Source organism: Pseudomonadota bacterium (assembly GCA_010028905.1).
GTDB lineage: Bacteria > Vulcanimicrobiota > Xenobia > RGZZ01 > RGZZ01 > RGZZ01.
The window spans coordinates 1-25,441 of the sequence record RGZZ01000020.1; the positions used below are offsets into that span (position 1 = coordinate 1).

Consider the following 25,441-nt stretch of genomic DNA (forward strand, 5'->3'; position numbering starts at 1 on the left):
GCCACCAGGCCTCAGCCGAGATCGCCGGAGGCCGCCAGCAGGAGCGCGGGCATCACCACCGCCGCGGTCTCCGCGCGCAAGATGCGCGCGCCGAGGCTGACGAGAGTCACGCCCGCCGCCCGTGCGGCCTCTATCTCCCCCTCAGAGAACCCGCCCTCTGGCCCTACAAGCACCGCCACCGTGCGAAGGGCTGCATGCCCCCGCAACACCGCTGCGAGACGCGGGAGGGGCGTGTGGCCGTCGCCCTCCCAGGCCAGGATCGCGAGGTCGGCCTGAACGGCCTGGGTGAGAACCGTATCGAACGACACCGGCCCGTCGACGTCCGGGTAGGCGCCGCCGCCGCTCTGGCCCACGGCCCCCTGCACGATGCGCTGCCAGCGACCACGACGCGACACCTCGTCACGTGGATCGATCCGCACGGTGGAGCGCTGCCCCGCGAAGAAGGTGAAGCGCGCCACCCCCAGCTCAGTGCCCTTCTGCAGAACGAGATCGAGCTTCTCTCCCTTGAGCAGGCCGCAGCACAGGTGAATCGACAGCGCAGGCGCTGGAGAGAGCGTGCGCACCTGGGTCACCCGTGCCCGCAGGCTGCGCGATGAGAGCGTCTCGGCCACACAGGTGAACTCGTGCCCGCTGCCATCAACCACGAGAAAGCTGTCTCCCCGAGCCACGCGCAACACGTTCACCGCGTGACGGTAGGCCTCACCCTCGATGACGAAGGCGTCGCCGTCGCGCGCCTCGGGCGAGACCACCACGCGGGCCACTCAGCTCTCCGGACGCGCGCACACAGAGGCCCACTCCCCGTCGACGCGCCACTCCTGCCGGCGCAGGCCGCATCCCTCGAGGGCCTCACGCACGTCGTCGACGCGCTCGACGATGATGCCACTGGCCACGAAACAGGCGCCGTCTGCCAGGCGGTCGATGATGAGCGGGGCGAGCCCCTTGATGGCGTCCGCCACGATGTTGGCCACAACAACCTCGAAGCGATGGTCGGGCGCCAACGCCGACACGAGATCAGAGCCCTCGACCCGGACCTTGTCGTCGACGGCGTTGAGCTGCGCGTTCTCGCGCGCCGTGCGCACCGCCACGGGATCGTTGTCGACCGCCACGGCCTCGCGCGCCCCCAGGCGCACCGCGGCAACCGAGAGGATGCCCGAGCCCGTGCCTACGTCGAGCACCCGCTCTCCCCCCCGCAGCAGCAGCTCGAGCCACTCGAGACACATGCGCGTGGTGGCGTGGGTTCCGGTGCCGAAGGCCATGCCCGGGTCGAGCTCGATGACGACGTCGTCGGCCACCGCCTCGAACGCCTCCCAGGTGGGCTTCACCACGATGCGACGCCCGATGCGCTGGGGCTTCCAGAAGCGCTTCCAGGCGTGGGCCCAGTCCTCATCGTCGACCGCGCTCCACGTCACCGCGGCGTCGAGGCGTGCCTCGATCTCGGCCACGCGCTGCTCGAAATCCTCGGCCTGCGCGCAGTACAGCACGAAGCGCACCTGCCCTGGCTCGTCGTGCTCCTCCCAGCCCCGCACGTCGGCCTGGAGAAGGCGGGTGCGGGTGTCTTCAGCCTGCTCGACCGGTATGGTGGTCTCTCCTCGAAGCCACTGCATGATCAGCCCACGATGGCGTCGTAGATACGACCGAACCAGCTGCGCCCATTGTGGCCGTGGGCCTCCTGGCTGCCCGCCGACCCGTAGTCGCGCAGCAGCTGCTTCTGCTTCTCATTGAGCTGGGTGGGCACCATGACCACCACGCGCACCTGGAGGTCGCCGCGGCGGCCACCGCGCGCGCTGGGCAGGCCCTTGCCGCGAATCTTGAAGGTGGAATGTGTCTGGGTCCCCGCGGGGATCTTGATGCGGGTCTGTACGCCCTCGAGCGTTCCCACCTCGATCTCGGCCCCGAGAGCGGCGTCGGTGAACGTGATGGGGCGATCGAGGTGCAGGTCGGAGCCCTCGCGGTGGAACACCTCGTGCGGCTTGACCTCGAGCACGACGTAGAGGTCGCCCGGAGGGCCGCCGTTGGCCCCCGCGTCGCCCAGGCCAGTCATGCGGATGTAGTCTCCCTCGCTGACACCGGGGGGAACCTTCACCGTGACCCGCTTCTTGGTGAGAACGTGCCCCTGACCCTTGCAGTCGGTGCAGGGATCGGCGATGACGCGGCCTCTCCCCCCGCAGCGGACGCAAGCCCCCGAGCGAACCACCTGGCCGAAGCCCGTGGAGACGACGTGCTTGATCGTTCCCGTGCCGCGGCACTCGCCGCAGGCCTGAGGCGCGCTGCCAGACGCGGCCCCGCTGCCCTGACACCCCCCGCAGACCGTGACCGGATTGACCTGCAGCTCCTTCTCGACGCCGCTGAGAACCTCTTCGAGGGTGAGCTCGAGGGTCTCCTTGATGTCTTGACCGCGCTGGGGACGACGTCCGCCACGACCGCCGCCGCCTCCGCCGAAGAAGCTCTCGAGGAGGTCGCCCAGGTCACCGAACCCGCCGAACCCGCCTCCGAAGGGGTTCCCGCCGAACGGCCCCTGTCCCGCGCCATCGACACGCCCGTAGCGGTCGTAGGTCTCGCGCTTCTCGGCGTCAGAGAGCACCGAGTAGGCCTCGTTGATCTCGCGGAACTTCACCTCGGCCTCGGCCTTGTCATCGGCCACGTCCGGATGGTACTTGCGGGCGAGCTTCTTGTAGGCGAGCTTGATGTCTTCAATCGTGCTCGAGCGCTCGACGCCGAGGATCTCGTAATAATCTCTGGTGGACAACGCTTTTCACTCCAACGCGCGTCGACACGCAGGCGGTTGACACAGAAAGGGCGCCGCCCCGCAGGGCCGCGCCGCCGTCTTCACGAGCCTGCGGGGGCGCGCTATTTCTTGAACCAGTTGAACAGGTCTTCTTCGGACGGCTCGTCGACGGAGATGGTTCCCGCCTCGACGGCCGCCTTGGCTGCCGCGCCCACCTTCTCGTCACCGCCGGTGACCGAGAAGTAGGCGTCGGTCGAGATTGCAAACATCACATCCTGGAGAAGCTTGGTGTCTTCCTTGATCTTCTGCAGATCGTAGGTCTGCAGCGAGAGTCGCAGGCGCTCGACAGCGTCGCGCAGCTTGCGCTGCTGATCGAGGGGGATGCGCTCGGCGAGCTCGCGCAGCGTGCGCTCAGCCGTGTCGAGCTCGGTGTTCGACTTGTTGCGCGTCTGCGCCTCATCACGCCGCTTCGCGTCTTCTTCGTGGTAGACCGCGGCTTCCTTGACCATGCGCCCGATCTCGTCTTGCGTGAGGTTGGTGGGCGACTGGATGGTCACCTTCTGCGCGTTGCCCGTGGCCAGGTCCTTGGCTTTCACGCTGATGATGCCGTTGGCGTCGATGTCGAACTCGACCTCGATCTGCGGAATGCCGCGCGGGGCCGGGGGGATGTTGCGAAGCTCGAAGGTTCCGAGCAGTCGGTTGTGGGCCGCCATCTCGCGCTCACCCTGGAGCACCTTCACCTCAACGACGGTCTGGCCGTCAGAGGCCGTGGTGAAGATTCGGATCTTCTTGCACGGGATCTGGGTGTTGCGATCGATGAGCTTGGTCATCACGCCACCCACGGTCTCGATGCCCATCGACAGCGAGGTCACGTCGAGGAGGACGATGTCCTTCACCTCGCCGGCGAGCACCGCTCCCTGGATGGCGGCTCCCATCGCCACGACCTTGTCGGGGTCGATGTCGCGGATGGGCTCCTTTCCGAACAGCTTGCGCACCTTGTCTTGAATGGCGGGCATGCGGGTCGAGCCGCCCACGAGGATGACCTTGTTGATGTCGTGGATGCGCAGCCCCGAGTCTTCGAGGGCGCGCATGGCCGGCTCGGCCGTCTTCTCTGTCAGGTCAGCGGTGAGCTCCTGGAACTTGACGCGGCTCAGCTCCATGTCGAGGTGCTTGGGTCCGCTCGCGTCGGCGGCCACGAAGGGCAGGTTGATGTGCGCCGTCGTGTCGCTGGAGAGCCTGATCTTGGTGTTCTCGGCCGCCTCTTTGAGGCGCTGCATGGCGACGCGGTCGGTGCGCAGATCGATCTGCGACTGCTTCTTGAACTCCTCAACCATCCAGTCCATGATGCGCTGGTCCCAGTCGTCACCGCCCAAACGGCTGTTGCCCGCGGTGGCCTTCACCTCGAACACGCCTGCGCCGAGCTCGAGAATCGACACGTCGAACGTGCCTCCGCCGAGGTCCCACACCAGGATGATCTCGGACATGTCCTGCTTGTCGAGACCGTAGGCCATGGAGGAGGCCGTGGGCTCGTTGATGATGCGGAGGACCTCGAGACCCGCAATGGTTCCGGCGTCCTTGGTGGCCTGACGCTCAGAGTCATTGAAATACGCGGGAACGGTGATGACCGCCTTGTCGACGGTTCGCCCCAGGTAGGCCTCGGCATCGGCCTTGAGCTTCTGGAGGATCATGGCCGAGATCTCTTGCGGCGTGAACTGCTTGTCGTCGATCTGGACCTTGTGATCGGTACCCATGTGGCGCTTGATGGAGATCACCGTGCGCTCGGGGTTGCTGACAGCCTGACGTTTGGCCACCGCGCCAACCAGGCGCTCGCCGGTCTTCGAGAAGCCGACGACAGAGGGAAACAGGTAGTCTCCCTCCGCGCTCGGGATGACGACGGGCTGACCGCCCTCGACGATCGAGATGAGCGAGTTCGTCGTTCCGAGGTCGATTCCGACGATTTTGGCCACAGGGTGTTCCTCCTCGTGATTGACGCGGCCCCGCAGAGGCCGTTGCTATGCGTCCGGGGACGGCGGCGCCGATGACGTCGCGCCGCCGCGAGCGATCTTCACCAGTGCGGGACGGAAGAGCTTGCCGCCCAGGGTGTACCCCCGCTGGATCTCTTCCACGACCGTCTCGTCAGCCACGCCGTCTACCGCAACCTCCATGAGCGCCTCATGGACCTTGGGGTCGAACGGCAGCCCCACCGCCTTCACGGGCACCATGCCGGAAGAGGTGAGCACATCTTCGAACTGCCGCTGGATCATCTTCACGCCGCTCAGGATGGCCTCCAGGTTGGAGGAGCCCGAAGCGGCCGCCGTGGCACGCTCGAAGTTGTCGAGCACCGGCACGATCTGTCGGAGGACGTCCTCGCCTGCCCGCGTGGTCAACGAATCCTGCTCGTTCTTGACCCTAGTTCGGTAACGGTCGAAGTCCTCCTTCAGGGTGACATAGCGCTCGAGCGCGTCTTCAAGCGCCTTCTGCCGCTCGTGGATCGTGCCTTCGAGCGCAGCGACCTTGTCTTCGGAAGGCGCGGCCCGCAGCAGGTCAGCCAGCTGGCGCACCGCCATGTTGTAGAAGGCGAGAAGAACCGTGGCGTTCAGCGTGGGCCCCACGGCTTTCTGCACCCGCTCGAAGAGCGGTTCGAGCGGCGAGATGGCCCGCAGCAGATCGAGGAAGGCACCGCCCTCGTCGAGCACGCGCTTGCGCTCCTCGCTGGCCTTGCGCTCGTCTTCCTTCTTGCGCTCGTCGAACTGGGCACGTTCCTCGGCCAGTCGCTGGGTCTCGGCTGCAATGCGTGCCTCGGCCTCGGCCCCCATCGCGGCGGCTGCTGGCGCGGGAGCCGACGCCCCGAACGGCGCGCCCACCGGTGCCACGGGAATATCCGGGCCTTCGAGGAAGAGCTCGTCACCGTCAGCGATCTGGGGAGAGCGCGGCTCGCCTGCCTCGGCCGCGAGCGACAGGGCCTCTTCGACCGCGGCCTCCCGGATCGCCAGATCGTCGTCGCGCTCGTCGAGCGCCTTGGCGCGACCTTCAAGCTCGCGCTCCCGGCGGTCGAGGTCGGCCAACCGCTGCTCGAAGCCCGCGGCGTCGTGCGCCGCCCCCTGGCGCACCGCGTCGATCTCACGATTGAGGTCGGTGGCCGCGCGCTCACGCTGGGCGACCTCCGACTCACGGGCGGCCACGCCAGCCTCGCGCCGCGCCATGGCCGCCTCGCGCTCAGCCAGGGCCATCTCGCGATGGGCGGTGGCGGCCTCGCGCTCGGCGGTGGCGATGTCGCGCTGAACAGCGATGCGTTCTCGCGCTGCCATCGCCTCTTCTTCGGCAGCCGTGGCCTGCGTGGCAACCGTGGCCTGCGCGGCAACGGGCGGTTCAGGCGGCGCGGCGGGAGGCGCCTCGACGACCGCGGGCTCCTGTCGCTCCACGGGAGCGGCCGATTTCTTCCCCCCTGCCTTCGCAGGACGCTTCACTGCCATTCGATTACCTCTACACCTTCATCTGCGCTACCGCGTGAGAAGCGGAGCGCGAACCGACAAGGACGCCCCGCGCCGACTCAGCCGCTGCTGCTCTGCGTGAGACGCTGACCGAACGATTCCGCGACGCACTTCACGATGGAGAGCGCGCGCACATACTGCAGGCGCGTGGGGCCGATCACACCGAGGGTTCCCATGGGGATGCCTCCCACGCAGTACGTGGCCGTGATCATGGTGCACTCGCGCATCGGCATGAGCGCGTGCTCACCGCCGATGACCACGCCGATGCCCTCGCTCGGCTGGCTCTTGTCGAGGATCTCGGCCAGGATGGTCTCCTGCTCGAGAACCTCGAGCAGCGCCCGCGCCTTCTGCACGTCGCGGAACTCCGGCTGATCGAGCAGGTTCGAGGCCCCCTCGTAGAAGACACGGCTCTCGTACTCCCGCGCCAGATCTCGGGTCGCCTCGCCCAGCCGGGTGACGATCTCGGGCTGCACCGGCTCGAGAAGCTCGCGCAGGAAATCGACGCTGATGGCGTCCATCGACATGCCGCTGAGGCGATCGTTGAGCAGGTTGGTGAGACGGTTGAAATCGACCGACTCTGCGGCCGACGTCAGATCGATGACGCGGTGCACCACGCTGCCCGTGTGGGTCATCATGACGAGCAGCACCTGGCGCGGCCCGAGGCCGACCAGCTGCACGTACTTGAAATAGCTGCGGCCGAGGCGCGGTCCGAGCACCAGCGACGTGTAGCGCGTGAGCTGCGAGAGGCGGCGACGGGTGTGGTCGATGAGCGCCTCGATCTCGCGCTCGCTGTCGGCGTAGCCTCGCGCGATGTCGGGCGCTTCCGGCGGAGGGGCGATGCGCTTCTCCATGAGGCGGTCTACGTAGTAGCGATACGCCCGATCAACGGGAACCCGTCCAGCCGACGTATGGGGCTGGACGAGATACCCCAGCTGCTCGAGACGCGCCATCTCGTGGCGCACGGTCGCCGAGCTGCACGCAAGCGCGTATTTCTGGAGCAGCGCTGCCGACCCCACAGGCTCTGCGGTCTCGATGTACTCGCGAACGACCGCCAGGAGGATGCGTTCCTGGCGCGGCTCAAGCAACGCCCTTCACCTCGTCGAATGGAGTGTGGCCGTCGCGCGCCTGTTCAGTCTGGCTGGCCGACCGCCTGCAAACCTGAAAACCCTTCCTTTTACACCACTTGCCTTAAGGTAGCAGACCCCCCCCGGGATGTCAAGAGCGCCGGCAGGTCGAGAAATCTCTCCATGACGCCATTCGATACCATCAGCGCGTCACCGTCGACGAACATGCGCCCGTCCTCGACGCGCAGCATGCCCGCCTGCCGGAGGTCTCCCGCAAGGTCGTCGATGGCCGCATCGAGCCGGACCCGATCGAGCAGGTCCGGGAAGCGCGCGCAGAGCCACGCGAGGTCGAGACCATCTCGGGTGCGCAGCCCCAGCATGATCGTCTCGGTGAGGCACGCGGCCTGGCTCACCCGTTCGGCCTCCACCGTCAGCGAGCCGCCAGCGCGCACGCGCCGCACATACTCGACAGGATTGCGGCAGCGGGTGTGGCGCCAGCCGTCGAGATAGCTCACCGCGCCGGGGCCCACCCCGAGATACGGCTCGTTGCGCCAGTAGAGCGCGTTGTGGCGGCAGCGGTGCCCCGGGCGGGCGTAGTTCGATATCTCGTACTGCTCGTATCCGCACGCGCGCATTCGCGCGCTGGCGATGTCGTACATCTCGGCCTGCACGTCATCGTCCGGCACGACGAGGGTCCCTTCGGCGTGTCGACGGCCGAACGCCGTTCCCGACTCGACGATGAGACCATAGAGGGAGATGTGGTCGGTCTCGAGTTCAAGTGCGGCCTCGAGGTTGTGCCGCCACTGCTCGACGGTCTGTTCGGGAAGCCCGAAGATGAGATCGATGCTCACACTGCCGACGCCTGCGCGACGGGCGATGCGCACCGCCTCTGTGGCCACCGCGCGCGTGTGCACCCGGCCGAGCCGGGCGAGCTCAGCGTCGTCGAGCGACTGCACGCCCCGCCGCCATGACCTTCTCGAGCCAGTCGGCGGTGAGCGATCCGGGGTTGGCCTCTGACGTGATCTCCACATCAGGCGCAAATCCGAGACGCTGGCGGGCGACCTCGATCAATCGTGCCACATCGGCGCCCGGGAGCACGCTGGGAGTTCCCCCGCCGATGAAGACCGTGCCGAGGGGAAGGGGAAGCGCAGTTCCCACGCCGCGGGCAGCGGTCTCGAGGTCGTCGACCAGCGCCGCCGCCATGGCGCGAAACTCACGCTCTCGACCCGCGTACGAGTTGAAATCGCAGTAGTGGCACTTGGCCTCGCAGTAGGGAACGTGGATGTAGAGCCCCATGAACGTCTGACTTCTCCCGGCGCCGCCCCGGTTCCCTACCAGGCACACGCCGTGCAGCCATCAGACCGCGCGCGGCACGCGCCCCCCGCGCGATTCAGAGGCTGGTCTGCCCGAGCGTGATCCAGCCCGTGCGATCGAGCGGCTCCTCGAGCTTGCACGTCTCCTCGTTCACGGTGGCGAAGAGCGCCACGAAGACCTCCACGCTCCCCCCCACGAACCGCGTGGGCATCGTCCAGGTGAACGACTTGGCGCCGCTTCCGACGCGGCGGGCCCGAGATGGCAGGTTGAACTGGGTGTCGAAGTCGTCGCGGAAGACCGTCTCGACGTAGCGTCCCCTGGGGGCGACGATCTTGACGTGGAAGGTCGCGCCCCGAGGGATGCGCGCGGTGCGATTGAGCCGCAGCTGGCCATCGCAGAAGATCTTGAGCGGCACCAGCCGATGGGTTCCTGGCTCAACCAGCGAGATGGAAAGGTAGGAGATCGGGCTGGTCGCCGCAGCGACGGGCGAGACGCCCAGGCCCATCACCAGAAGCGCAGTCGCGAACAACGCGATGAAAAGAGAACGGTTCAACTTCCTCTGCTCCCGTACGTGCCCCCCCATGACGCGAGAGGGGCCAGATGCCGAGTCCCACCTTGTTGGGTTCAAGTGTACGGGGCGGGCGTGAACGAACGATTGCCGCGATGTTTCCAACATGTGAACCGCTGGCAGATCTGAACCTGAACAGGCGCAGCGCACGAGTTCACGTCTACGCAACAGAACGTTAACAAGCGGGGGCGTCGGTTTTGCCGCGAGATTTGCGAGACCCGATATGCTGTCGGTGGAGACAGTCGAGGGGTTCACTGACGTCACGACGTGACGACGGGATGCCTAGCGACGGGGTCTTCGTTCCCCTGGTCACTGAGAGCGGAATCTCTTGGTGACGCCTCTCTCCTCACAAAACAACACAGCTCGAACCTCTCAAGCCCGCCGCTTCTCGTAACGAGTCGGCGGGCTTTTCATCTCTCGAGCGCCGCTGGTGGACTACCCGCCGGAGTTGAAAAGGCTGTCTTGTTCCTTCTGGTAGTCGGGCTGATCGCCCTGACTCACGATCTCGACCGTGGCAGGCGCGAAGATGTAGATGCTGTCGGCAATCTTGGTCATGTGACCGTCGATGGCGTAGGCGATTCCACTGAGGAAGTCGACGATGCGTCGCGCAAGGTCCTTGTCGGTCTTGCGCACGTTCACGATGATGGGCTTCTTCTGCTTGAGCGCCTCAGCGACCTCACGCGCCTCACCGAACGACGAGGGCTCAAGGAGAACGATCTGCTGCGCGCCCGGGCGCCGGAGCGGCAGGTTCACGATGTTGGAGCGATTCATCTGACGAACGGGGGCCGACATCTGAGGATGCTGCTGAAGGGCCTCGATGCTGCTGCTGCTGATGGAGTAGCTGTCAGACTCTTCGAGTGCAAAGAAGCGGCGTACGCGCTCGAGCATACCAACGGCCATGTTCGTCTTCCTCCGAGTTCGGATCGCCTCGCCAGCGAGAGAGACGGCGCGTCTTCAACTTCATTGGCTTCGTGGCAGTCTCGCCTGGGAGCGCGACTTCGCCACGTGGGCATTTTGAACAGTATTCAATACACACCTGTCTCGTCCCTGCGGCCCCGTCAGCCAATTTTTTCGAGTGCCCCGCGCCTCACCGACCCGCGGCGCATCCCCCCCGACGCGCGACCGCCAGAACGTGCACGAGCCTCCTCGGCAGCGCCGAGAAGGCTCGTGTGTGGGCCAGAAGCTTCGGTGGGCTCAGCGCGCGCCGAAGATGCCGCGCCCGATGCGGATGATGTTCGACCCTTCCATGAGCGCCGCCTCGAAATCGTGGGTCATTCCCATCGAGAGGTATCGGCGGTTCCATCGGCGATATCCCCGTCGATCGAGGTCGTCGGCCAGGGAGCGCAGACGGCGGAAGAAGGGGCGCGAGTCGTCCGGATCATCGCGCATCGGGGGAATCGTCATCAGCCCCGCAACCTCGATGTTGTCGAGCTGCTCGATGCCCTCCATGAGGGGGATGAGGTCAGGCGGCCGCACCCCGAACTTGGTGGTCTCTCCCGACAGGTTCAGCTCGAGCAGCACCGGGCAGGTACGGTTCTGCTGCTGCGCGCGAGACGCGATGCGACGCGCCAGGTCGAGGCTGTCGACCGAGTGCACGAGATCGAAGTAATCGAGGCACGAGTTCACCTTGTTCTTCTGCAGGTGACCGATGAAGTGCCAGCGTCCGCGATCTCGACCGATGGCCTGAATCTTGGGACGACCCTCTTGAACATAGTTCTCACCGAAATCAGTGATCCCCGCTGCGATGGCCTCGCGCACGCGCGCAACCTCAACGGTCTTGGTCACCGCCACCACCGTGATATCACTGTAACGGATGCCGAGACGGTCGCAGGTCCTGCGAATTCGTGTCGTCACGCGCTCATAGCTTGCGGCTATGCTCGAGGGAGCTTGTGCGGTCTGCACGGCTCCATCACCTCCTGTTTCTCGAATATGTTGGATGTTCAGAGACGATGCGACCTGCGCCACGGGTGCACTGTGCTCGTATTGCTTGCCAGGGGCTGCGGCACGCCTCGCGAGGAGACGCGACTCACAGCCAGTTCATCAGCGTGTCACCTTCGCTGTACTGGGCCGAGCCAGAGGTGTGCCCGTCGACCTTGAGACGGAGCTCGGTCGGCTGGTCGGCGTGGTAGAGCGCCTCGTCCTTGGTGATGAGGCCCTGCTCCAGAAGTCGCGACAGGGAGGCGGTGAAGGTCTGCATGCCTTCAGACGTACCCTGCTCGATGTAGGGGTAGATCTCGTTCGTCTTGCCCTCGAGAATAAGGCTGGTGACGGTGGAGGTAGCCACCATCACCTCGACCGCGGCCACGCGGCCCTGACTGTCGGCGCGCTGGAGCAGGCGCTGAGAGACCACGCCGCGGAGCGTGTTCGCCAGCAGCATGCGGAACTGGCGCTGCTGCTCGCCGGAGAACACGTCGATCATTCGATCGACGGCCTGAACCGCGTTCTGGGTGTGGAGCGTCGACAGCACCAGGTGGCCTGTCTCGGCCGCCACGGCCGCGGTCATGATGGTCTCGGCGTCGCGCATCTCACCGATGAGAATGACGTTCGGATCTTGACGCAGCGCCTGGCGCAGACCGTCTTGGAACGACTGCGTGTCGGCGCCGAGCTCGCGCTGGGTGATGATCGACTGCTTGTCCTTGTGCAGGAACTCGATGGGGTCTTCGATGGTGATGACGTGCTTCTTCTGGGTCGCGTTGATGTGATCGATCATCGCGGCCAGGGTCGTCGACTTGCCGCTGCCCGCCGGGCCCGTGACCAGCACGAGACCGCTGTGCCGCAGCGAGAGGTCTTTCAGCACCGGCGGCAGATGGAGGCTGTCGATGCTGGGCATCTCGGTGCGCAGCAGGCGGAACGCGGAGTGCACCGAGCCTCGGCTCAGGAACGCGTTGACGCGGAAGCGCGCCTCGGGAATGGCGTAGGCGAAGTCGAGATCCTTGCTCTGGAGGAGCTGACGGCGCTGGCTCTTCGAGATGGCCCCGAGGATGAGCCGCTTGCAGTCGTTGTCGGTGAGCACGTCGTTGCCCACGGGAATGAGCTCGCCATCGAGACGCACGGTGGGCGGTGAGCCGACCTTGAGATGGAGGTCGGAGGCGTTGTGCTTGATCATGACCTGCAACAGGTCGTGCAGCTCGAATCCGAGCTCGCCCTGGCTGGCGAACGACTCGAACGACTCAAGCTGCTCGAGGGCGTCGTCGATGGGCGCAACGAGCTTCGCCACCTTGCGCTCGACATCGTCGACCAGCTTCATGGCCACGTCGATGCGCTCGCGGCTGGTCTGCAGCTGGCGCGCGCTCTCTTCGAAGCGCTCGAGAAGCGGCTTGAGCCTCTCTTCGACCGCGTCGACCTGACGTACCGCCTCCTGCGAGCGCTCGATGGCGCCGTTGGCGGCGGTGAGGGTCTCCTCGACCTTCTTCGCGCCATCGCGGGCCGCGGCGAGCTCGGTGTCGAGGCGCTTGCCGAGCTGCTCGATCTCCGACTTCACGTTGCCGCCCACGCTGTCATGAAGCTCGGCCAGGCGCCCTTCGAGGGCGTCGGACTGGCTCTTCTGGCTGGTGGCGAGCGACTTCAGGGTCTCTGCAAGCGTCTTGCCCGAATGCCCGGAAGCTGACAGGGCGGCGGCGGCTTCGTCGAGCTCGACCCGAGCCATGGCGCCGGCCTCTTCCGCCTTGGCACGCGCGGCCTCAGAGGCCTGCTCGAGACTTTCGCGCATCTCCCGGATGCGGGCGTCGACCTGGCTCAGCCCTTCGGTGATCTTGCGGTCGATCTCGGGCATGCGATCGTCGATGGCACGTTTCGCGTCGGCAAAGCCGGTGCGGAACATCTCGGCATCGGCCTTGAGCGCGTCGATGTCTGCGACGAACTCGCCACGAGACTTCTCGACCTCGCCGATGCGGTCTTCGAGATCGATCTTGACCTGATCGAGCTGCTCGATGAGGTGGCCGTCGAAGCCCTCGACACGCGACTTCAGATCGGTGACGTCTTTCTCGATGGCCTCGAGAACCTCTGCGTTCTCATCGAACGCCACCTGCATGTTCTCAAGGGTCTCGCTCTTGAGGGTCTCGACCTCGTCGGCAACCTGAACGCTCTTGCCGATGGCGCGGGCCGCCTCATCGTTGACCTGCTTGAAGCGGCGAAGCACGTCGTCGAAGCGACGGTCGAGTGACTGGATGCGCGCCGCGACCTCAGGCGGAACCAGGCCAGAGATGTCGGGTGCGTCACCGCCTTCTTCTTCAGTGGCGGCCTCGCTCTCGGAGGCGCCATCTGCGTCCGGGCGAACGCCCCCGGAAACGCGACGGATCTTTCTCGACCGACCTTCTGTGGAAGTCACGTGGATACTCTCCTTACCCTGAGACGCACGGCACGAGGGGTTGACGCAGCCCTCGCCGGGTTCGATCGCCGCCCGCAACGAGGCGCTTGGCGGACGTCACCGCAGTCACGATGACCAGAAAAGGTTCGCCGAGACAGGCCAGAACCCTTCATTGAATCGTTCTGCACGCCCGCGTCGACACACGGGCTCAGCCCGGCGCGCCGATGGCCGCCTCCACCGTCGACAGGAGCGTGCCCGCAGACACCAGCCTTCCGACGGTCTGGATGTCGTCGCAGAGCACCCGATCCGACTCGAGCGGGCGAACGTGTGCCCGCACGGTCTCGTAGGCTGCCCGGGTACCCCGCCCGAACGCCGGTGGATTGCGGAAGTCGAGGGCCTGCGCGGCGCACATGGCCTCGATGCCGAGAATGGTGAAGGTGTGCTCGACCAGGCGCGCCAGCTTGCGCGCCGAGGTCATGCCCATGCTCACGTGGTCTTCCTGCCCTGCCGAGGTGGGAATCGTGTCGACGCTCGACGGGTGGGCCAGCACCTTGTTCTCGGACGCCAGGGCGGCCGCGGTGTACTGGCTGATCATGAGGCCCGAGTGAAGCCCGCTGCCCCGAGAGAGGAACGGGGGCAGGCCGCTCAGCGCGGGATCGAGCAGACGATAGGTGCGCCGCTCGGAGATGTTGGCGATGTAGGTGAGCCCGATGGCGGCGCTGTCCATCGCCAGCGCCACGGGCGCGCCATGGAAGTTGCCACCGCTGATGATGAGCCCCTCCTCCGGGAACACGAGCGGGTTGTCGGTGGCGGCGCACAGCTCGCGCTCGATGGCGTCTTCAGCATAGCGGTGCACGTCGCGAGCCGCCCCGTGAACCTGCGGGATGCAGCGCAGGGAATAGGCGTCTTGCACCTGCGAGCAGTCCTTGTGCCCCTGGATCAGCGGGCTGTCGGCCAGGATCTCGCGCATGTGCGCGGCCACCGCGGCCTGTCCGGGCTGACGGCGAACGTCGTGGAGGCGCGCGTGCATGACCGAGTCGGTGCCCATGAGCGCCTCGAGCGACATGGCCGCCACGACGTCGGCGGTGCGCAGCGCAACGTCCATGTCGTGCATGGCGAGAGCGCCGTACGCGGTCATTGCCTGGGTGCCGTTGATGAGGGCCAGGCCCTCCTTCGCCCCGAGCTGCAGCGGCGCGAGACCCGCCCGCTTGAGCGCCCGCGCCGCGCTCATGCGGCGTCCCTCGCAGAAGATCTCGCCCTCTCCGATGAGCGCCAGCGACAGGTGCGCGAGAGGAGAGAGATCTCCGCTTGCCCCCACCGAGCCCTGCTGCGGCACCACCGGATGCAGGCGATGGTTGAGCAGGTCGATCAGCGCTTGAATCACCTCGAGACGAACGCCGGAGTAGCCCTGCGCGAGCGCCGACGCCCGCAGGAGGAGCATGGCGCGCACCTTCTCCTCGGGCATGGGCTCCCCTACTCCCGCGCAGTGGCTCCGAACGAGGTTGCGCTGCAGATCACTGATGTCGCGTGGAGAGATGCGCACCGAAGCGAGCGACCCGAAGCCCGTGTTGACCCCGTAGGCCGTACGACCGCTGGCGAGCCATTCCTCGATGAACCGCCGCGAGCGCCGCACCCGCTCGAAGCACGCGGGGCCGAGCTCGACCCGCACCCCATCACGGGCCACCCGGGCCACATCGGAGACCGTCAGGCTGTGATCCCCGACGCAGAGCGACTCAGCCGCCATGGCTCGGCGCTTCGAGGTCAAGGATCTTGATCATGCGCTTGCGCTCCTCGGCGTACCCCATGCGCTCGTAGAAGCGCACGGCGCGCTCGTTCGCCGTGGTGACACCCAGGCCGATGTACTTGAATCCGCGCGAGCGCGAGAAGTCTTCCGCGCGGCGCATGAGCGCCTGCCCCACCCCGTGGCTCCACGCGTCGGGAACCACCGCGAGGTCGAAGATCCAGCCCTGCGACTCGCCCGTCGACGACTCAGTGTAGCCGCAGACGATGACCACATGGCCCAGGAAGCGGCCGCTCCCCTCCTCCTCTGCCATGAAGATGCCCACGTGAGGCTGATGGATGGCGTCGTTGAGCGCCAGCAGGTCGCGGCGACGGAACTCCTGCACCTCGGTGGGGGGTATCTCACGAAACGGAGAGACGCTGTGCGAGACAGCATCTACCGCCAGATCTACAACCTTGGGCAGATCCTCGACGCGAGCCGCGCGAATGGTGAAGCCCATCAGACCGCCCTCCCACGGGTGCCGCGACGCGCGCCGGCCGCGCCTGCGTGGAGCGTCTGCGCGTCAGAGCACGCTGCAGGTCGAGCAGGCCTGGGTCGCGCACGACGAGCACCCGCTCTTCGACTCTGAGCGCTCGGTGGTGTCGCCGTCGATGGGGCCGGGGGCAAAGCCTCCGAGCCGGAAGGGGGAGAAGCGCCGAGAGACGGCACCGCCGCAATCAGCGCAGACAACGCTGGTTGCGTCGGCCACCGTGCGGCAGAACTGCTCGAACGTGATCTCGCACGCCGCGCATCGGAAGTCATAGATGGGCATGAGGCCAATATAGCAGAGCCCTCTCGTTTGTTCAAACCGCGCGCGCTCACGCCGGCGCCGTGACGCCCTCCGTCGGCGCCCACTTGAGCACCGGGTTGCGCGCCGCGGTCACCTCGTCGAGACGTCGCACCGGCAGGGTGCGGGGCGCCCCCACGACGCTCTCGGGGCTGTCCGCCGCGCGATGCGCGATGTCGACCAGGGCCTCGGCGAAGGCGTCGAGGGTCTGACGCGACTCGGTCTCGGTCGGCTCGATCATGATGGCTTCCTCGACGATGAGGGGGAAGTACACCGTGGGCGCGTGAAAGCCGTAGTCGAGCAGCTTCTTGGCGATGTCGAGGGCACGAACGCCCTGCTTCTTCTGGCGCTTGCCGGTGAGCACGAACTCGTGCATGGCGCGACGATCAAACGCCAGATCGTATGCGCCACGTACCTTCGCGAGCACATAGTTGGCGTTGAGCACGGCGTTCTCGCTCACCTTGCGCAGCCCGTCCGGACCGTAGGCGCGGATGTAGGCGTAGGCGCGGGCGAGCATGCCGAAGTTGCCATTGAACGACCGCACCCGTCCGATGGTGTGCGGCGCATCGACGAGATGGGCGCGACCGCCCTCGGTGGTGACGAGGGGGCTGGGCAGGAAGTCGACGAGCTCGCCTCGGGCCCCCACGGGTCCGGAGCCGGGGCCACCGCCGCCATGCGGCGTGCTGAAGGTCTTGTGCAGGTTGATGTGCACCAGGTCGAAGCCCATGTCGCCCGGACGGGCCTTGCCCATGAGCGCATTGAGATTGGCCCCATCGTAGTACAGCAGCGCGCCCACCTCACGCAGGCGCTTCGAGATGCGCACGATGTTCTCTTCGAACACCCCGAGCGTGCTCGGATTGGTGAGCATCATGCACGCGGTGTGCTCGTCGACGACCTTGTCGAGGGCGTCGAAATCAACGTTCCCACGGTCGTCTGACTTCACGGTCACCACGTCGAAGCCGGCCAGGCGCGCACTCGACGGGTTGGTGCCGTGCGCCGAGTCAGGGATGATGACCTTGTTGCGCGGCTGCCCCTTCTTCTTGAAGTAGGCCCGCACCATGAGCAGGGCGGTCATCTCGCCGTGCGCACCCGCGGCGGGTTGCAGCGTGAAGCGGTCCATGCCGGCCACGCCGCACAGGGCGCACTCGAGCATGGCCATGAGCTGCAACGCGCCCTGGGCGTCTTCTTCCGGCTGGTTGGGGTGCAGCCAGGCAAACCCCGGCAGGCGCGCCACGCGCTCGTTCACCTTGGGGTTGTACTTCATGGTGCACGAGCCCAACGGATAGAAGTGGGTCTCGATGCAGAAGTTGAGGTGCGACAGACGCGTGAAGTGGCGGAGCAGATCGAGCTCCGACACCTCCGGCAGCGCGGGCACGCTCGCGGTCGTGAGGCCCGCCTGCTCGAGGTCGCTCAGCGACACCTCGGGGGTGTCGTCGGGAGGCGGCGCCACGCCGCGGCGTCCCGGGACGCCGATTTCAAAGATCAGGGGTTCAGCGAACTGCATTCGACTCTCCAGCACTTTCTCGGCGCGGCCTCCTTCGGCGAGACCCGCGCCGTGCAATCAGCGCAGCGCGGGGCTGCGCAGCGAGGCGAGGGCCTCCACGACCCGATCGATGTCGGCTCGGGACAGCACCTCGGTGGCACAGAACAGCATGTGCTCGGCCATCTCGGGGTAGTGGCGGCCCAGTGCGTAACCGCCGACGATGTCGTGCGCGGCAAGCGTCGCGTTGATCTGCGACGGCTCGACCGTGGCGCGCATCGCGAACTCGTGGTAGAAGGGCTTGTCGAAGCTCGGCGTCAGCAGGCCGGTCTCGACGAGCCGCTGGCGCAGGTAGCGGGCGCGACGGGCGCTGGCCCCGGCGATCTCCGACAGCCCCTGGGGACCGATGGCGCCCAGCCAGACCGTCACGGCCAGCGCACAGAGCGACTGGTTGGTGCAGATGTTCGAGGTGGCCTTCTCACGACGGATGTGCTGCTCTCGTGTCTGCAGGGTAAGGCAGAACCCGCGCCGCCCGTCGAGATCGGTGGTGAGCCCCGCAAGACGCCCTGGCAGGCGCTTCACGAACTCTTCTTTCACCGCGATGAAGCCCACATACGGCCCGCCATAGCTGAGCGGAAGCCCCATGGCCGCCGCCTCGCCCACCGCGATGTCGGCGCCCCACTGTCCGGGACGGCGCAGCAGCCCCCAGCACGTGGGGTCGGTGGTCACCGCCACGACCTTCACGTCGTGGGCGTGTGCGTGCGCCACGAGGGCTTCGCTGGCCTCGACGATGCCGAAGAAGTTCGGATCCTGCACGATGAGGGCGGCCACGTCTGGCCCCATGAGATCGCGGGCGGCGTCGTGATCGGTGATGCCGTCGCGCAAGGGAACCTCGACCACCTCGACCTCCCCCGCGGCGGCGAAGTAGGTCTTCAACACCTCTCGGTACTCCGGATGCACCGCCCGCGACACCACGACGCGCGAGCGACCCGTCGACGCCACCGCCAGCGTGGCGGCCTCGGCGGTGGCGCTGGCGCCGTCGTAGAGCGAGGCGTTCGACACGTCGAGACCGGTGAGCCGGCAGATCATCGACTGGAACTCGAAGATGGCCTGCAGCGTTCCCTGGCTGGCCTCAGGCTGATATGGAGTGTAGGCGGTGGCGAACTCGCCGCGCGAGATCACCGCGTCGACCGCGCTGGGGATGAAGTGGCGATAGGCGCGGCCGGGGGAATGGCCATCTCACCCTTGAAGCGCACCTCGGGGGGGATGTCGGCGAACAGGTCATCGATGGTGGAGACGCCGATGACGTCAAGCATCTGACGCGTCTCTTCAGCGGTGTGCGGCAGGTACCCCATGATCAGCCCACGTGCTTTGCGTAGTCGGCCGACGACATGAGCTTGTCGAGGGCGCCGCCGTCGGTGATCTCGACCTTGAAGAGCCAGCCTTTGCCGTAGGGATCTTGATTGACCCACTCCGGATGGAACTCGGCGTTCTTCTTGCCGTCGATGCGCGAGAGCAGGCTCTCGTTGCGCTCGGTCACGCGACCCGTCACCGGTGAGAACAGGTCGGATGCGGTCTTCACCGATTCGATGGCGCCGCACTCCTTCATGTAGGTCACGCTGGCGCCCGCGTCAGGCAGCTCCATGTCGACGATGTCGCCCAGCGCATCTTGCGCGAAATCGGTGATGCCGACCGTGACGGTGTTGCCGTCGACGCGCACCCACTCGTGCTCTTCACTGTACTTGAGATCTTCGGGATACATGCGGTTCGCTCTCCTCGGAATGTGGGATGGGGGGGATTCTTGCGGTTTCCCGCAAGGCGCCAGGGGTCAGCTCGATCTCACCGAGCCGCGATGGAACGGGGTCTTCACAACGACAGCGCGGCACGGGGCCCCGCGAACGATGACGTCGAGCTCGGTGCCGATGGCGTGCAGCTTCGCCTCGCTGCGCTCGACATAGGCCAGGGCGATGGCCTGCTCGAGGGTTGGCGAGAAGGTGCCGCTGGTGACCACGCCCACGGGGCGGCCATCCTTGTGCACCTCGAAGCCGTGGCGCGGAACGCCGCGCTCGAGCATCTGAAGGCCGACAAGCACCCGCGCTGATCCTTCGGCCTTCACGGCCTCGAGGACCTCGCGCCCCACAAAGGCCGGCTTGGCGAGCTTCACCACCCAGCTCAGGCCCGCCTCGATGGGATTGGTGTGCTCATCGAGCTCATTGCCGTACAGCGCGTACTTCGCCTCGAGACGAAGCGTGTCACGGGCGCCGAGGCCGATGGGCCGCCCACCGTGGGGCTTCGCGGCCGCGTACACCGCGTCGAAGAGGGCCGTGGCGTGCTGGTTCTCGACGTAGAGCTCGAACCCGTCTTCGCCCGTGTATCCCGTGCGCGAGATGATGCACGGAACACCGGCCACGGTGACCAGGGGGCGCTTCGTAAGCCACTCGCCGTCGAAGTGGTAGTATGCGATCTTCGTGATGTCGACCGATGCCAGCGGCGCGAGGATCGCTTCTGCCTTGGGACCCTGCAGCGCGATGAGGGCCACGTCGTCGCTCACATCGGTGACGGTGATGCCGCCAGGCGCCTTCATGCGGAACCAGGCGTGCATCTTGTCGCGATTCGAGGCGTTCACCACGAGCATGAGGTGGCTCTCGAAGCGGTAGACGATGATGTCGTCGAGGATGTTGCCGCGCGGGTTGCACACCACCGTGTACATGGCCGCGCCTGGCTTCAGGGTCGAGATGTCGTTCGATACCAGGCCGTTGACGAACTCGACGCACTGGGCCACATCGTCGGCGCGCACCTCGAGCTCGCCCATGTGCGTGAGATCGAACAGGCCGGCCTCGGCGCGCACCGCACGGTGCTCTTCGATGATGCCGGTGAACTGGATGGGCATCTCCCAGCCGGCGAAGTCGACCCACTTGCCGCCGAACTCGCGCAGGCGATCGTAGAGCGGGGTACGCTTGAGCTTCGTCTTGGTCTCGGTCATGGGTGTGGCTCCTCGTCTGTGGGCAAAGGGGCGCTTACCTTCTTCGAGCCCCCTCGATCTCCTGCGCCTCAGGCGTGGGCGACCCACCACGCTGGGAGGCGCGCGTCGACCCAGGCGCCGATGCGCGCCACCACGGCATCGCGCTCGCACCCCGTGAGCATGTCGTGCGCCGATCGGGAGAAGCGGGCCAGCTCACGGTCGCGAGACGACACCCCCTCGAGAATCGCGCGGGCGGACCGCGGACGCACCGTGGCGTCGTTCCAGGTCTGCACGGCGAGGATGGGGGCCGTGACCTCAGACAGTCGGCCCCGCACCACCTTCTGGTAGTCGAGCAGCGTGCGCACTCCACTGAGGGGGAAGCGGGCATAGGTGGCCGACTCCCCCGGCATATGGGCCTCGGGCGCCCCCTTCCACCACGTCTTGAACGGAGCGATGAGCGACAGCAGCGGCAGCAGCGGCGACGACAGCTCGAGGGCGCCGGCGATGGTCACCACCCCCGCCACGCGCTCTCGATGACGCGAAGCCAGGTCGAGGGCCACGAGCCCTCCCATCGACAGCCCCATGACCAGCACGCGAGCGTCGTCGGCGGCCAGCGCCTCGAAGGCCCGCTCACCGTCCTCGTACCAGTCGCGCCACGTGACGCCAAGCAGGTCTTCGGGCACCGTGCCGTGGCCACGCAACGTCGGGATGGCGTACTCGAGGTCGCGGGCCGCGCACATGGGGGCCAGGGCGTCGACCGTCGACGGGCTTCCGGTGAAGCCGTGCAGGATGAGCGCGCGCAGCGATCGACCCGTGGTCACGACGTGTACACCTCCATGGCGGCCATCTCGGTGAGCGCGCTGCCCAGGGCGTCGACGTCAGCCTCGGTGCTCAGCAGGCCAGCGCTGGCCCGCACCGCGCCATCAGGCAACGTCCCCAGGAAGGCGTGGGCGTCCGGCGCGCACGAGAGCCCCGCGCCCACCGCGATGCCAAAGCTCTCATCAAGCACGCGCGCAACATCGACGGGGCTCCATCCGCGCAGACGGAACGACACGAGGGCGATGTCCGGCGCCGCTTCGAGCACCTCGAGGTGGGGCTCGAGAATCACGAGCTGGCTGAGCAGGCGCCGTGTCAGGTTGAAGTGGTGCTGGCGCACCCGCGCGAGTCCCCGCTCGCGCACAAACGCCAGCCCGGCGGCCAGCCCCGCGATGCCGGAGGCGTTCGGCGTCCCCGCCTCGTAGCGCCAGGGCAGCTCGACCGGATGGGTGAGGCGATCGGAGGCGAACCCTCCGGTTCCCCCCACCCGCCAGGGCGGCAGCGCAACGCCCTCGCCCACGTGCAGCACGCCCACGCCGCCCGGGCCGCAGAGGTTCTTGTGCCCAGAGAACGCGAGCAGATCGAACCGCGCGGCGTCGAGATCGAGCACCCCTACCGACTGCGTTGCGTCGACCAGCAGCGGCACGCCTCTCTCACGGCAGGCTGCGGCGGCCGCGGAGACGTCGTGCGCCACCCCGATGACGTTCGACACGTGACTGACGATGGCCAGGCGAACATCGTCGTCGAGCATGGCGCGGAACCGATCGATGTCGAGGCGCCGAGCCGCATCGAGGGGAGCGAGGCGTATCTCGGTGCACAGCCCTCGCGCCTGGGCGGCGCGAAGAGGGCGCATCACCGAGGCGTGCTCGAGGGGCGTGACCACCACCGCGCCGGGAGCGACGGCGAGCATGCCCGCAATGGCGCCGTTCAGCGAATCGGTGGCGCCCGCTGTGAACGCGACACGCGCGGCGTCGGGGGCGCCGATGAACGCGGCCACCTCGGCTCGGGCCTGCTCGATGGCCGCGCTCACGCGGCGAGCGCCCGCGTGCACCCCGCGACCGGGGCTGCCCGCGTCAGCGCGCAGGCTCGCGGCGACGGCGTCCACCACCGACGGCGGCTTGGGGTACGAGGTAGCGGCATTGTCGAGATAGATCACGTTCCCAGATCGAGCTCGTCTTCCTCAGAGAATTGCGGTGCAAGGTTGTATACCCGCGCCATGCCAACCGTCTTGTCGAGCACCGACTCGACGACGATGCGAAGATTCTGGTTCTCGACCACATCGCCCACCCGCGGTGGACGGCCGAGCTCGTCGACCACCAGCCCCGTGACGCGATCGATGCCCTCCCACTCGCAGTCGTCACGGTCGAAGGCGTCGGCCACGTCTTCGAGAGGCACGTCGCCCTGCACGCGCAGGCTGCCGTCCGGCAGCGTGGTGATGGGCTCGACCTCCTCGGCATCGAACTCGTCACGAACCTCGCCGAACACCTCCTCGACCAGGTCCTCCATGGTGACAAGGCCCGCGGTGCCGCCATTCTCCTCGAAGACCACGACCATCTGCACCCGCTCGTCGCGCATCTTCTCGAACACCTCGTCGGTGAGCATGGTCTCGGGCACGAACGGCAGGTCGCGCTTGATCTGGCGCACGGGACGATCGCCCGGGAAGCGCCGCCGGCTGCGGATGAGATCCTTCACGTGCACCATGCCGACGATGTGGTCCATGTCGCGCTCGTACACCGGGTAGCGGGTGTAGCCCTCGGCCACCACGAGCTTGAGGGCCTCATCGACCGTGGCGTCGACCGGCACGCCCACGATGCGGGTTCGCCCCACCATCACCTGGCGCACCGCCCGCTCGCCGAAGTCGATGACGTTCTGCATGAGCTCGTGCTCCTCGCCCTCGAGCATGCCCTTCTCGTGGCTCTCCTCCATGATGAGGCGGAGCTCCTCCGACGAGTAGACGAACGAGACGTCATGCGAGGCGGGCAGGCGGAGCAGGCGCAGCACCCCCTGCCCGATGCGGCTCAGCACCCACACCAGCGGCGCGAAGATGCGTCCGAGCACCAGCATGGGGCGGATGAGCATGAGAATCACGGGCTCGGCGCGGAGCAGGCCGATGCTCTTGGGCACCAGCTCGCCGAGCACGATGTGCCAGAAGGTGAGAAACGCGAGCACGATGACCGACGCCACCACGTGAGGATGCACCATGGGAAGGCGCTCCGCGAAATACCCCACCAGGCCGTGCTCGGCGTACATGCCCAGGAACAGGCTGGCCAGCGACAGCCCGAGCTGCGAGGTGGCCACGAAGTGCTCCTGGCGGCTCACCGTGCTGGCGGTCGCAAGAGCCAGGGCCGCCACCCGGTTCCCCTCCTGGGCGAGCTGCTCGAGGCGCGGCTTGGGGGCGGAGATGAGGGCGAACTCAGCGGCCACGAAGAAGCCGTTCGCAAAGATGAGGGCAAACGAGACCACGAGCAGCAGAACGAGCTCCACGGTCAGGCGTCTCCTCTCGCGTCTTTGCGCAGGCGCACGAGGTGCACGCGCCGGCCGCGGGCTTCCACCACGTCGAAGACGAGACCGGCGCCACGGGCGTGGTCGCCGGTCTGGGGGGCGCGGCCGAGCAGCTTCATGACCAGACCGCCCACCGTGGTCACGTCTTCCTCGTCACAGGCGTGATCGAGCTCCTCCTCAAGGTCGGCCAGCGAGAGATCGCCCCGAGCGAGCCAGGCGCCGTCGCCGTCGGGCTGGAGGCTGGGGGCCTCTCGGTCGAACTCGTCCTGCACGTCGCCGAGCACTTCCTCGAAGAGGTTCTCCATGGTCACGAGGCCCGCGGTGCCTCCGTACTCGTCGCCCACGATGGCCATCTGGGCCCGCTCACGCCGGAGGGTCTGCAGCACCTCGTCGCACTTCATGGCGAACGGCACCATGGGGATGGGGCGCAGCAGGCGATCCATGCTGATGGCGCGGCCCTGCGCAAGAGCGAGGGCCACGTCCTTGCAGTGGAAGAGCCCCACCACGTTGTCGATGTTGCGGTGGTACACGGGGATGCGCGTGTATGGGCTGGTGGCCGCCAGGTTGAGGATCTCGTCGGGCGCGGCGGTGCGATCGATGGCGCGCATGCGGGTGCGGGGAATCATCACCTCGCGCACCTGCCGCTCGCCGAAGCGCAGCACCCGAACCAGGCGCTTGTGCTCCTCGTCCTCGAACTCGCCCTTCTCGTGGCCCTTGATGATGAGCAGCTCGATCTCTTCCGGCGAGTGCACGTGTCGCTCGCCATGGAGCTCGATGCGCATCATCTTGAGGAACACGCGGGCCGTGGCGTCGATGACGTTGAGCGGCAGGGAGAAGGCCTTCTGACAGGCCGTGAGCACCACCGACAGCCACGTGGCAACCCGCTCCGGATAGCGCATGGCCACCGACTTGGGAACCAGCTCGCCCAGCACGACCTGCAGCGTGGTGAGCACGATGAGCGTCGCCACGGTCGCCACGGTGGCGGCCGTGACCGCGGACAGCCCCGTCTGCTCGAGGTACGGCGAGACCTGCGCGGCGATGGAATCCTGGCCGCTGGCGCCCAGGAACAGGCTCGACGCGGTGATGCCGACCTGGCAGGCGCCCACGTAGCGGCGCAGGCTGATGGGGTCGCGGATGTTGGGCAGCAGCAGGCGCGCGAGGGTGTTCCCCTCCTCGGCGAGCTGCTCGATGCGCACTACGGGCACCGACACCGAGGCGAACTCGGCCGCCACGAACACGGCGTTCACGAGCAGCAGGATGAAGATGGAGACGAGTGTCAGCAAGCGGCACGCTCCAGAGGAGCGGTCGCGCAGGGGAACGGGCGCCGGCAGGTACTTGGGGGAACGTCCACTAGTGTCGCTTCAGCAACGCGAGCAAAGGCATCAGCTTCGACGCAGCCCCCCCGATAGCCACGAGATCTGCCACGAGCATGAGTGCCATCACAGGGGGCCAGAGCCAGGCTACCCACCAGGCGTTGGCGTGGTGCGATGAATCGTCGAGCAGCGAGATGGGCACCAGGAAGGCGAGCACGGCGGCAACGGCAGACGCCACGACCATCTTGATGGCAAACGTCTTGGGGAACTCGGTCACAGGCCCTGGGCCGTGCATGGCCGCGTGAACCAGCCAGCCGATGGCCAGGAGCCAGA

23 protein-coding genes and 1 pseudogene are annotated in these 25,441 nt (G+C 67.1%); all 24 read right to left on the bottom strand.

The features are described 5' to 3' along the window. Positions 1-11: 11 nt before the first annotated feature. Positions 12-761: a 16S rRNA (uracil(1498)-N(3))-methyltransferase gene (locus tag EB084_03045; GenBank protein ID NDD27224.1), complete on the bottom strand. Its 750-nt coding sequence runs from the start codon at positions 759-761 to the stop codon at positions 12-14. Continuing rightward, complete coding sequence (gene prmA, locus EB084_03050) at positions 762-1,604, bottom strand: 50S ribosomal protein L11 methyltransferase (GenBank protein ID NDD27225.1); 843 nt, start codon at positions 1,602-1,604, stop codon at positions 762-764. It lies immediately after the preceding gene. Positions 1,605-1,606: 2 nt separating this feature from the next. Next, positions 1,607-2,746 (bottom strand): molecular chaperone DnaJ, encoded by a 1,140-nt coding sequence (gene dnaJ / locus EB084_03055; GenBank protein NDD27226.1) that lies wholly within the window; start codon positions 2,744-2,746, stop codon positions 1,607-1,609. Positions 2,747-2,847: 101 nt separating this feature from the next. After that, positions 2,848-4,692, bottom strand: a complete 1,845-nt coding sequence (gene dnaK / locus EB084_03060; GenBank protein NDD27227.1) for a molecular chaperone DnaK — start codon at positions 4,690-4,692, stop codon at positions 2,848-2,850. A 45-nt stretch (positions 4,693-4,737) separates the two neighbouring features. Next, entirely contained in the window at positions 4,738-6,147 is a 1,410-nt protein-coding gene (gene grpE / locus EB084_03065; GenBank protein NDD27228.1) for a nucleotide exchange factor GrpE, read from the bottom strand. 128 nt (positions 6,148-6,275) lie between these two features. Next, a complete protein-coding gene (hrcA, locus tag EB084_03070) occupies positions 6,276-7,301 on the bottom strand; it encodes a heat-inducible transcription repressor HrcA (protein ID NDD27229.1) in 1,026 nt (341 codons plus the stop codon). 89 nt (positions 7,302-7,390) lie between these two features. Continuing rightward, positions 7,391-8,311 carry a coproporphyrinogen III oxidase family protein gene (locus tag EB084_03075; GenBank protein ID NDD27230.1) on the bottom strand — a complete coding sequence of 307 codons (921 nt, stop codon included), beginning with the start codon at positions 8,309-8,311 and terminating at the stop codon, positions 7,391-7,393. After that, a complete protein-coding gene (locus tag EB084_03080; GenBank protein NDD27231.1) occupies positions 8,214-8,576 on the bottom strand; it encodes a radical SAM protein in 363 nt (120 codons plus the stop codon). The genes EB084_03075 and EB084_03080 overlap by 98 nt, the downstream gene beginning before the upstream one ends. 94 nt (positions 8,577-8,670) lie before the next feature. Beyond that, positions 8,671-9,147: a hypothetical protein gene (locus tag EB084_03085; protein NDD27232.1), complete on the bottom strand. Its 477-nt coding sequence runs from the start codon at positions 9,145-9,147 to the stop codon at positions 8,671-8,673. Positions 9,148-9,597: 450 nt separating this feature from the next. Continuing rightward, on the bottom strand, positions 9,598-10,062 hold the full coding sequence (locus EB084_03090; GenBank protein NDD27233.1) for a cell division protein SepF: 465 nt from the start codon (positions 10,060-10,062) through the stop codon (positions 9,598-9,600). Positions 10,063-10,356: 294 nt separating this feature from the next. After that, on the bottom strand, positions 10,357-11,127 hold the full coding sequence (locus EB084_03095) for a YggS family pyridoxal phosphate-dependent enzyme (GenBank protein ID NDD27234.1): 771 nt from the start codon (positions 11,125-11,127) through the stop codon (positions 10,357-10,359). Positions 11,128-11,188: 61 nt separating this feature from the next. Continuing rightward, on the bottom strand, positions 11,189-12,409 hold the full coding sequence (locus tag EB084_03100; protein NDD27235.1) for a type IV pilus twitching motility protein PilT: 1,221 nt from the start codon (positions 12,407-12,409) through the stop codon (positions 11,189-11,191). 1,267 nt (positions 12,410-13,676) lie between these two features. Then, on the bottom strand, positions 13,677-15,212 hold the full coding sequence (hutH, locus tag EB084_03105; GenBank protein ID NDD27236.1) for a histidine ammonia-lyase: 1,536 nt from the start codon (positions 15,210-15,212) through the stop codon (positions 13,677-13,679). Further along, on the bottom strand, positions 15,202-15,708 hold the full coding sequence (locus EB084_03110; protein NDD27237.1) for a GNAT family N-acetyltransferase: 507 nt from the start codon (positions 15,706-15,708) through the stop codon (positions 15,202-15,204). Before EB084_03110 ends, hutH begins: the two co-directional genes overlap by 11 nt. A 63-nt stretch (positions 15,709-15,771) precedes the next feature. Then, positions 15,772-16,020: a zinc ribbon domain-containing protein gene (locus EB084_03115; GenBank protein ID NDD27238.1), complete on the bottom strand. Its 249-nt coding sequence runs from the start codon at positions 16,018-16,020 to the stop codon at positions 15,772-15,774. Positions 16,021-16,066: 46 nt separating this feature from the next. Continuing rightward, positions 16,067-17,539 (bottom strand): glycine dehydrogenase subunit 2, encoded by a 1,473-nt coding sequence (locus EB084_03120; protein NDD27239.1) that lies wholly within the window; start codon positions 17,537-17,539, stop codon positions 16,067-16,069. A 57-nt stretch (positions 17,540-17,596) separates the two neighbouring features. Continuing rightward, positions 17,597-18,870 (bottom strand): annotated as a pseudogene (locus tag EB084_03125) (aminomethyl-transferring glycine dehydrogenase subunit GcvPA). A gap of 2 nt (positions 18,871-18,872) precedes the next feature. Further along, positions 18,873-19,277 (bottom strand): glycine cleavage system protein GcvH, encoded by a 405-nt coding sequence (gcvH, locus tag EB084_03130; protein ID NDD27240.1) that lies wholly within the window; start codon positions 19,275-19,277, stop codon positions 18,873-18,875. 66 nt (positions 19,278-19,343) lie between these two features. Continuing rightward, positions 19,344-20,498, bottom strand: coding sequence for a glycine cleavage system aminomethyltransferase GcvT (gene gcvT, locus EB084_03135; protein ID NDD27241.1), 1,155 nt, complete (start codon positions 20,496-20,498; stop codon positions 19,344-19,346). 68 nt (positions 20,499-20,566) lie between these two features. After that, the gene (locus EB084_03140; GenBank protein ID NDD27242.1) at positions 20,567-21,298 is read right to left on the bottom strand and encodes an alpha/beta fold hydrolase; all 732 of its coding nucleotides are present in this window, start codon (positions 21,296-21,298) and stop codon (positions 20,567-20,569) included. Next, complete coding sequence (locus EB084_03145; GenBank protein NDD27243.1) at positions 21,295-22,449, bottom strand: aminotransferase class V-fold PLP-dependent enzyme; 1,155 nt, start codon at positions 22,447-22,449, stop codon at positions 21,295-21,297. The genes EB084_03140 and EB084_03145 overlap by 4 nt, the downstream gene beginning before the upstream one ends. Continuing rightward, positions 22,446-23,777, bottom strand: a complete 1,332-nt coding sequence (locus EB084_03150; protein ID NDD27244.1) for an HlyC/CorC family transporter — start codon at positions 23,775-23,777, stop codon at positions 22,446-22,448. The genes EB084_03145 and EB084_03150 overlap by 4 nt, the downstream gene beginning before the upstream one ends. Positions 23,778-23,779: 2 nt before the next feature. Continuing rightward, positions 23,780-25,078: an HlyC/CorC family transporter gene (locus tag EB084_03155; protein ID NDD27245.1), complete on the bottom strand. Its 1,299-nt coding sequence runs from the start codon at positions 25,076-25,078 to the stop codon at positions 23,780-23,782. A gap of 67 nt (positions 25,079-25,145) precedes the next feature. Beyond that, the coding region (locus EB084_03160; protein NDD27246.1) for a hypothetical protein at positions 25,146-25,441 on the bottom strand (296 nt) is incomplete at its 5' end.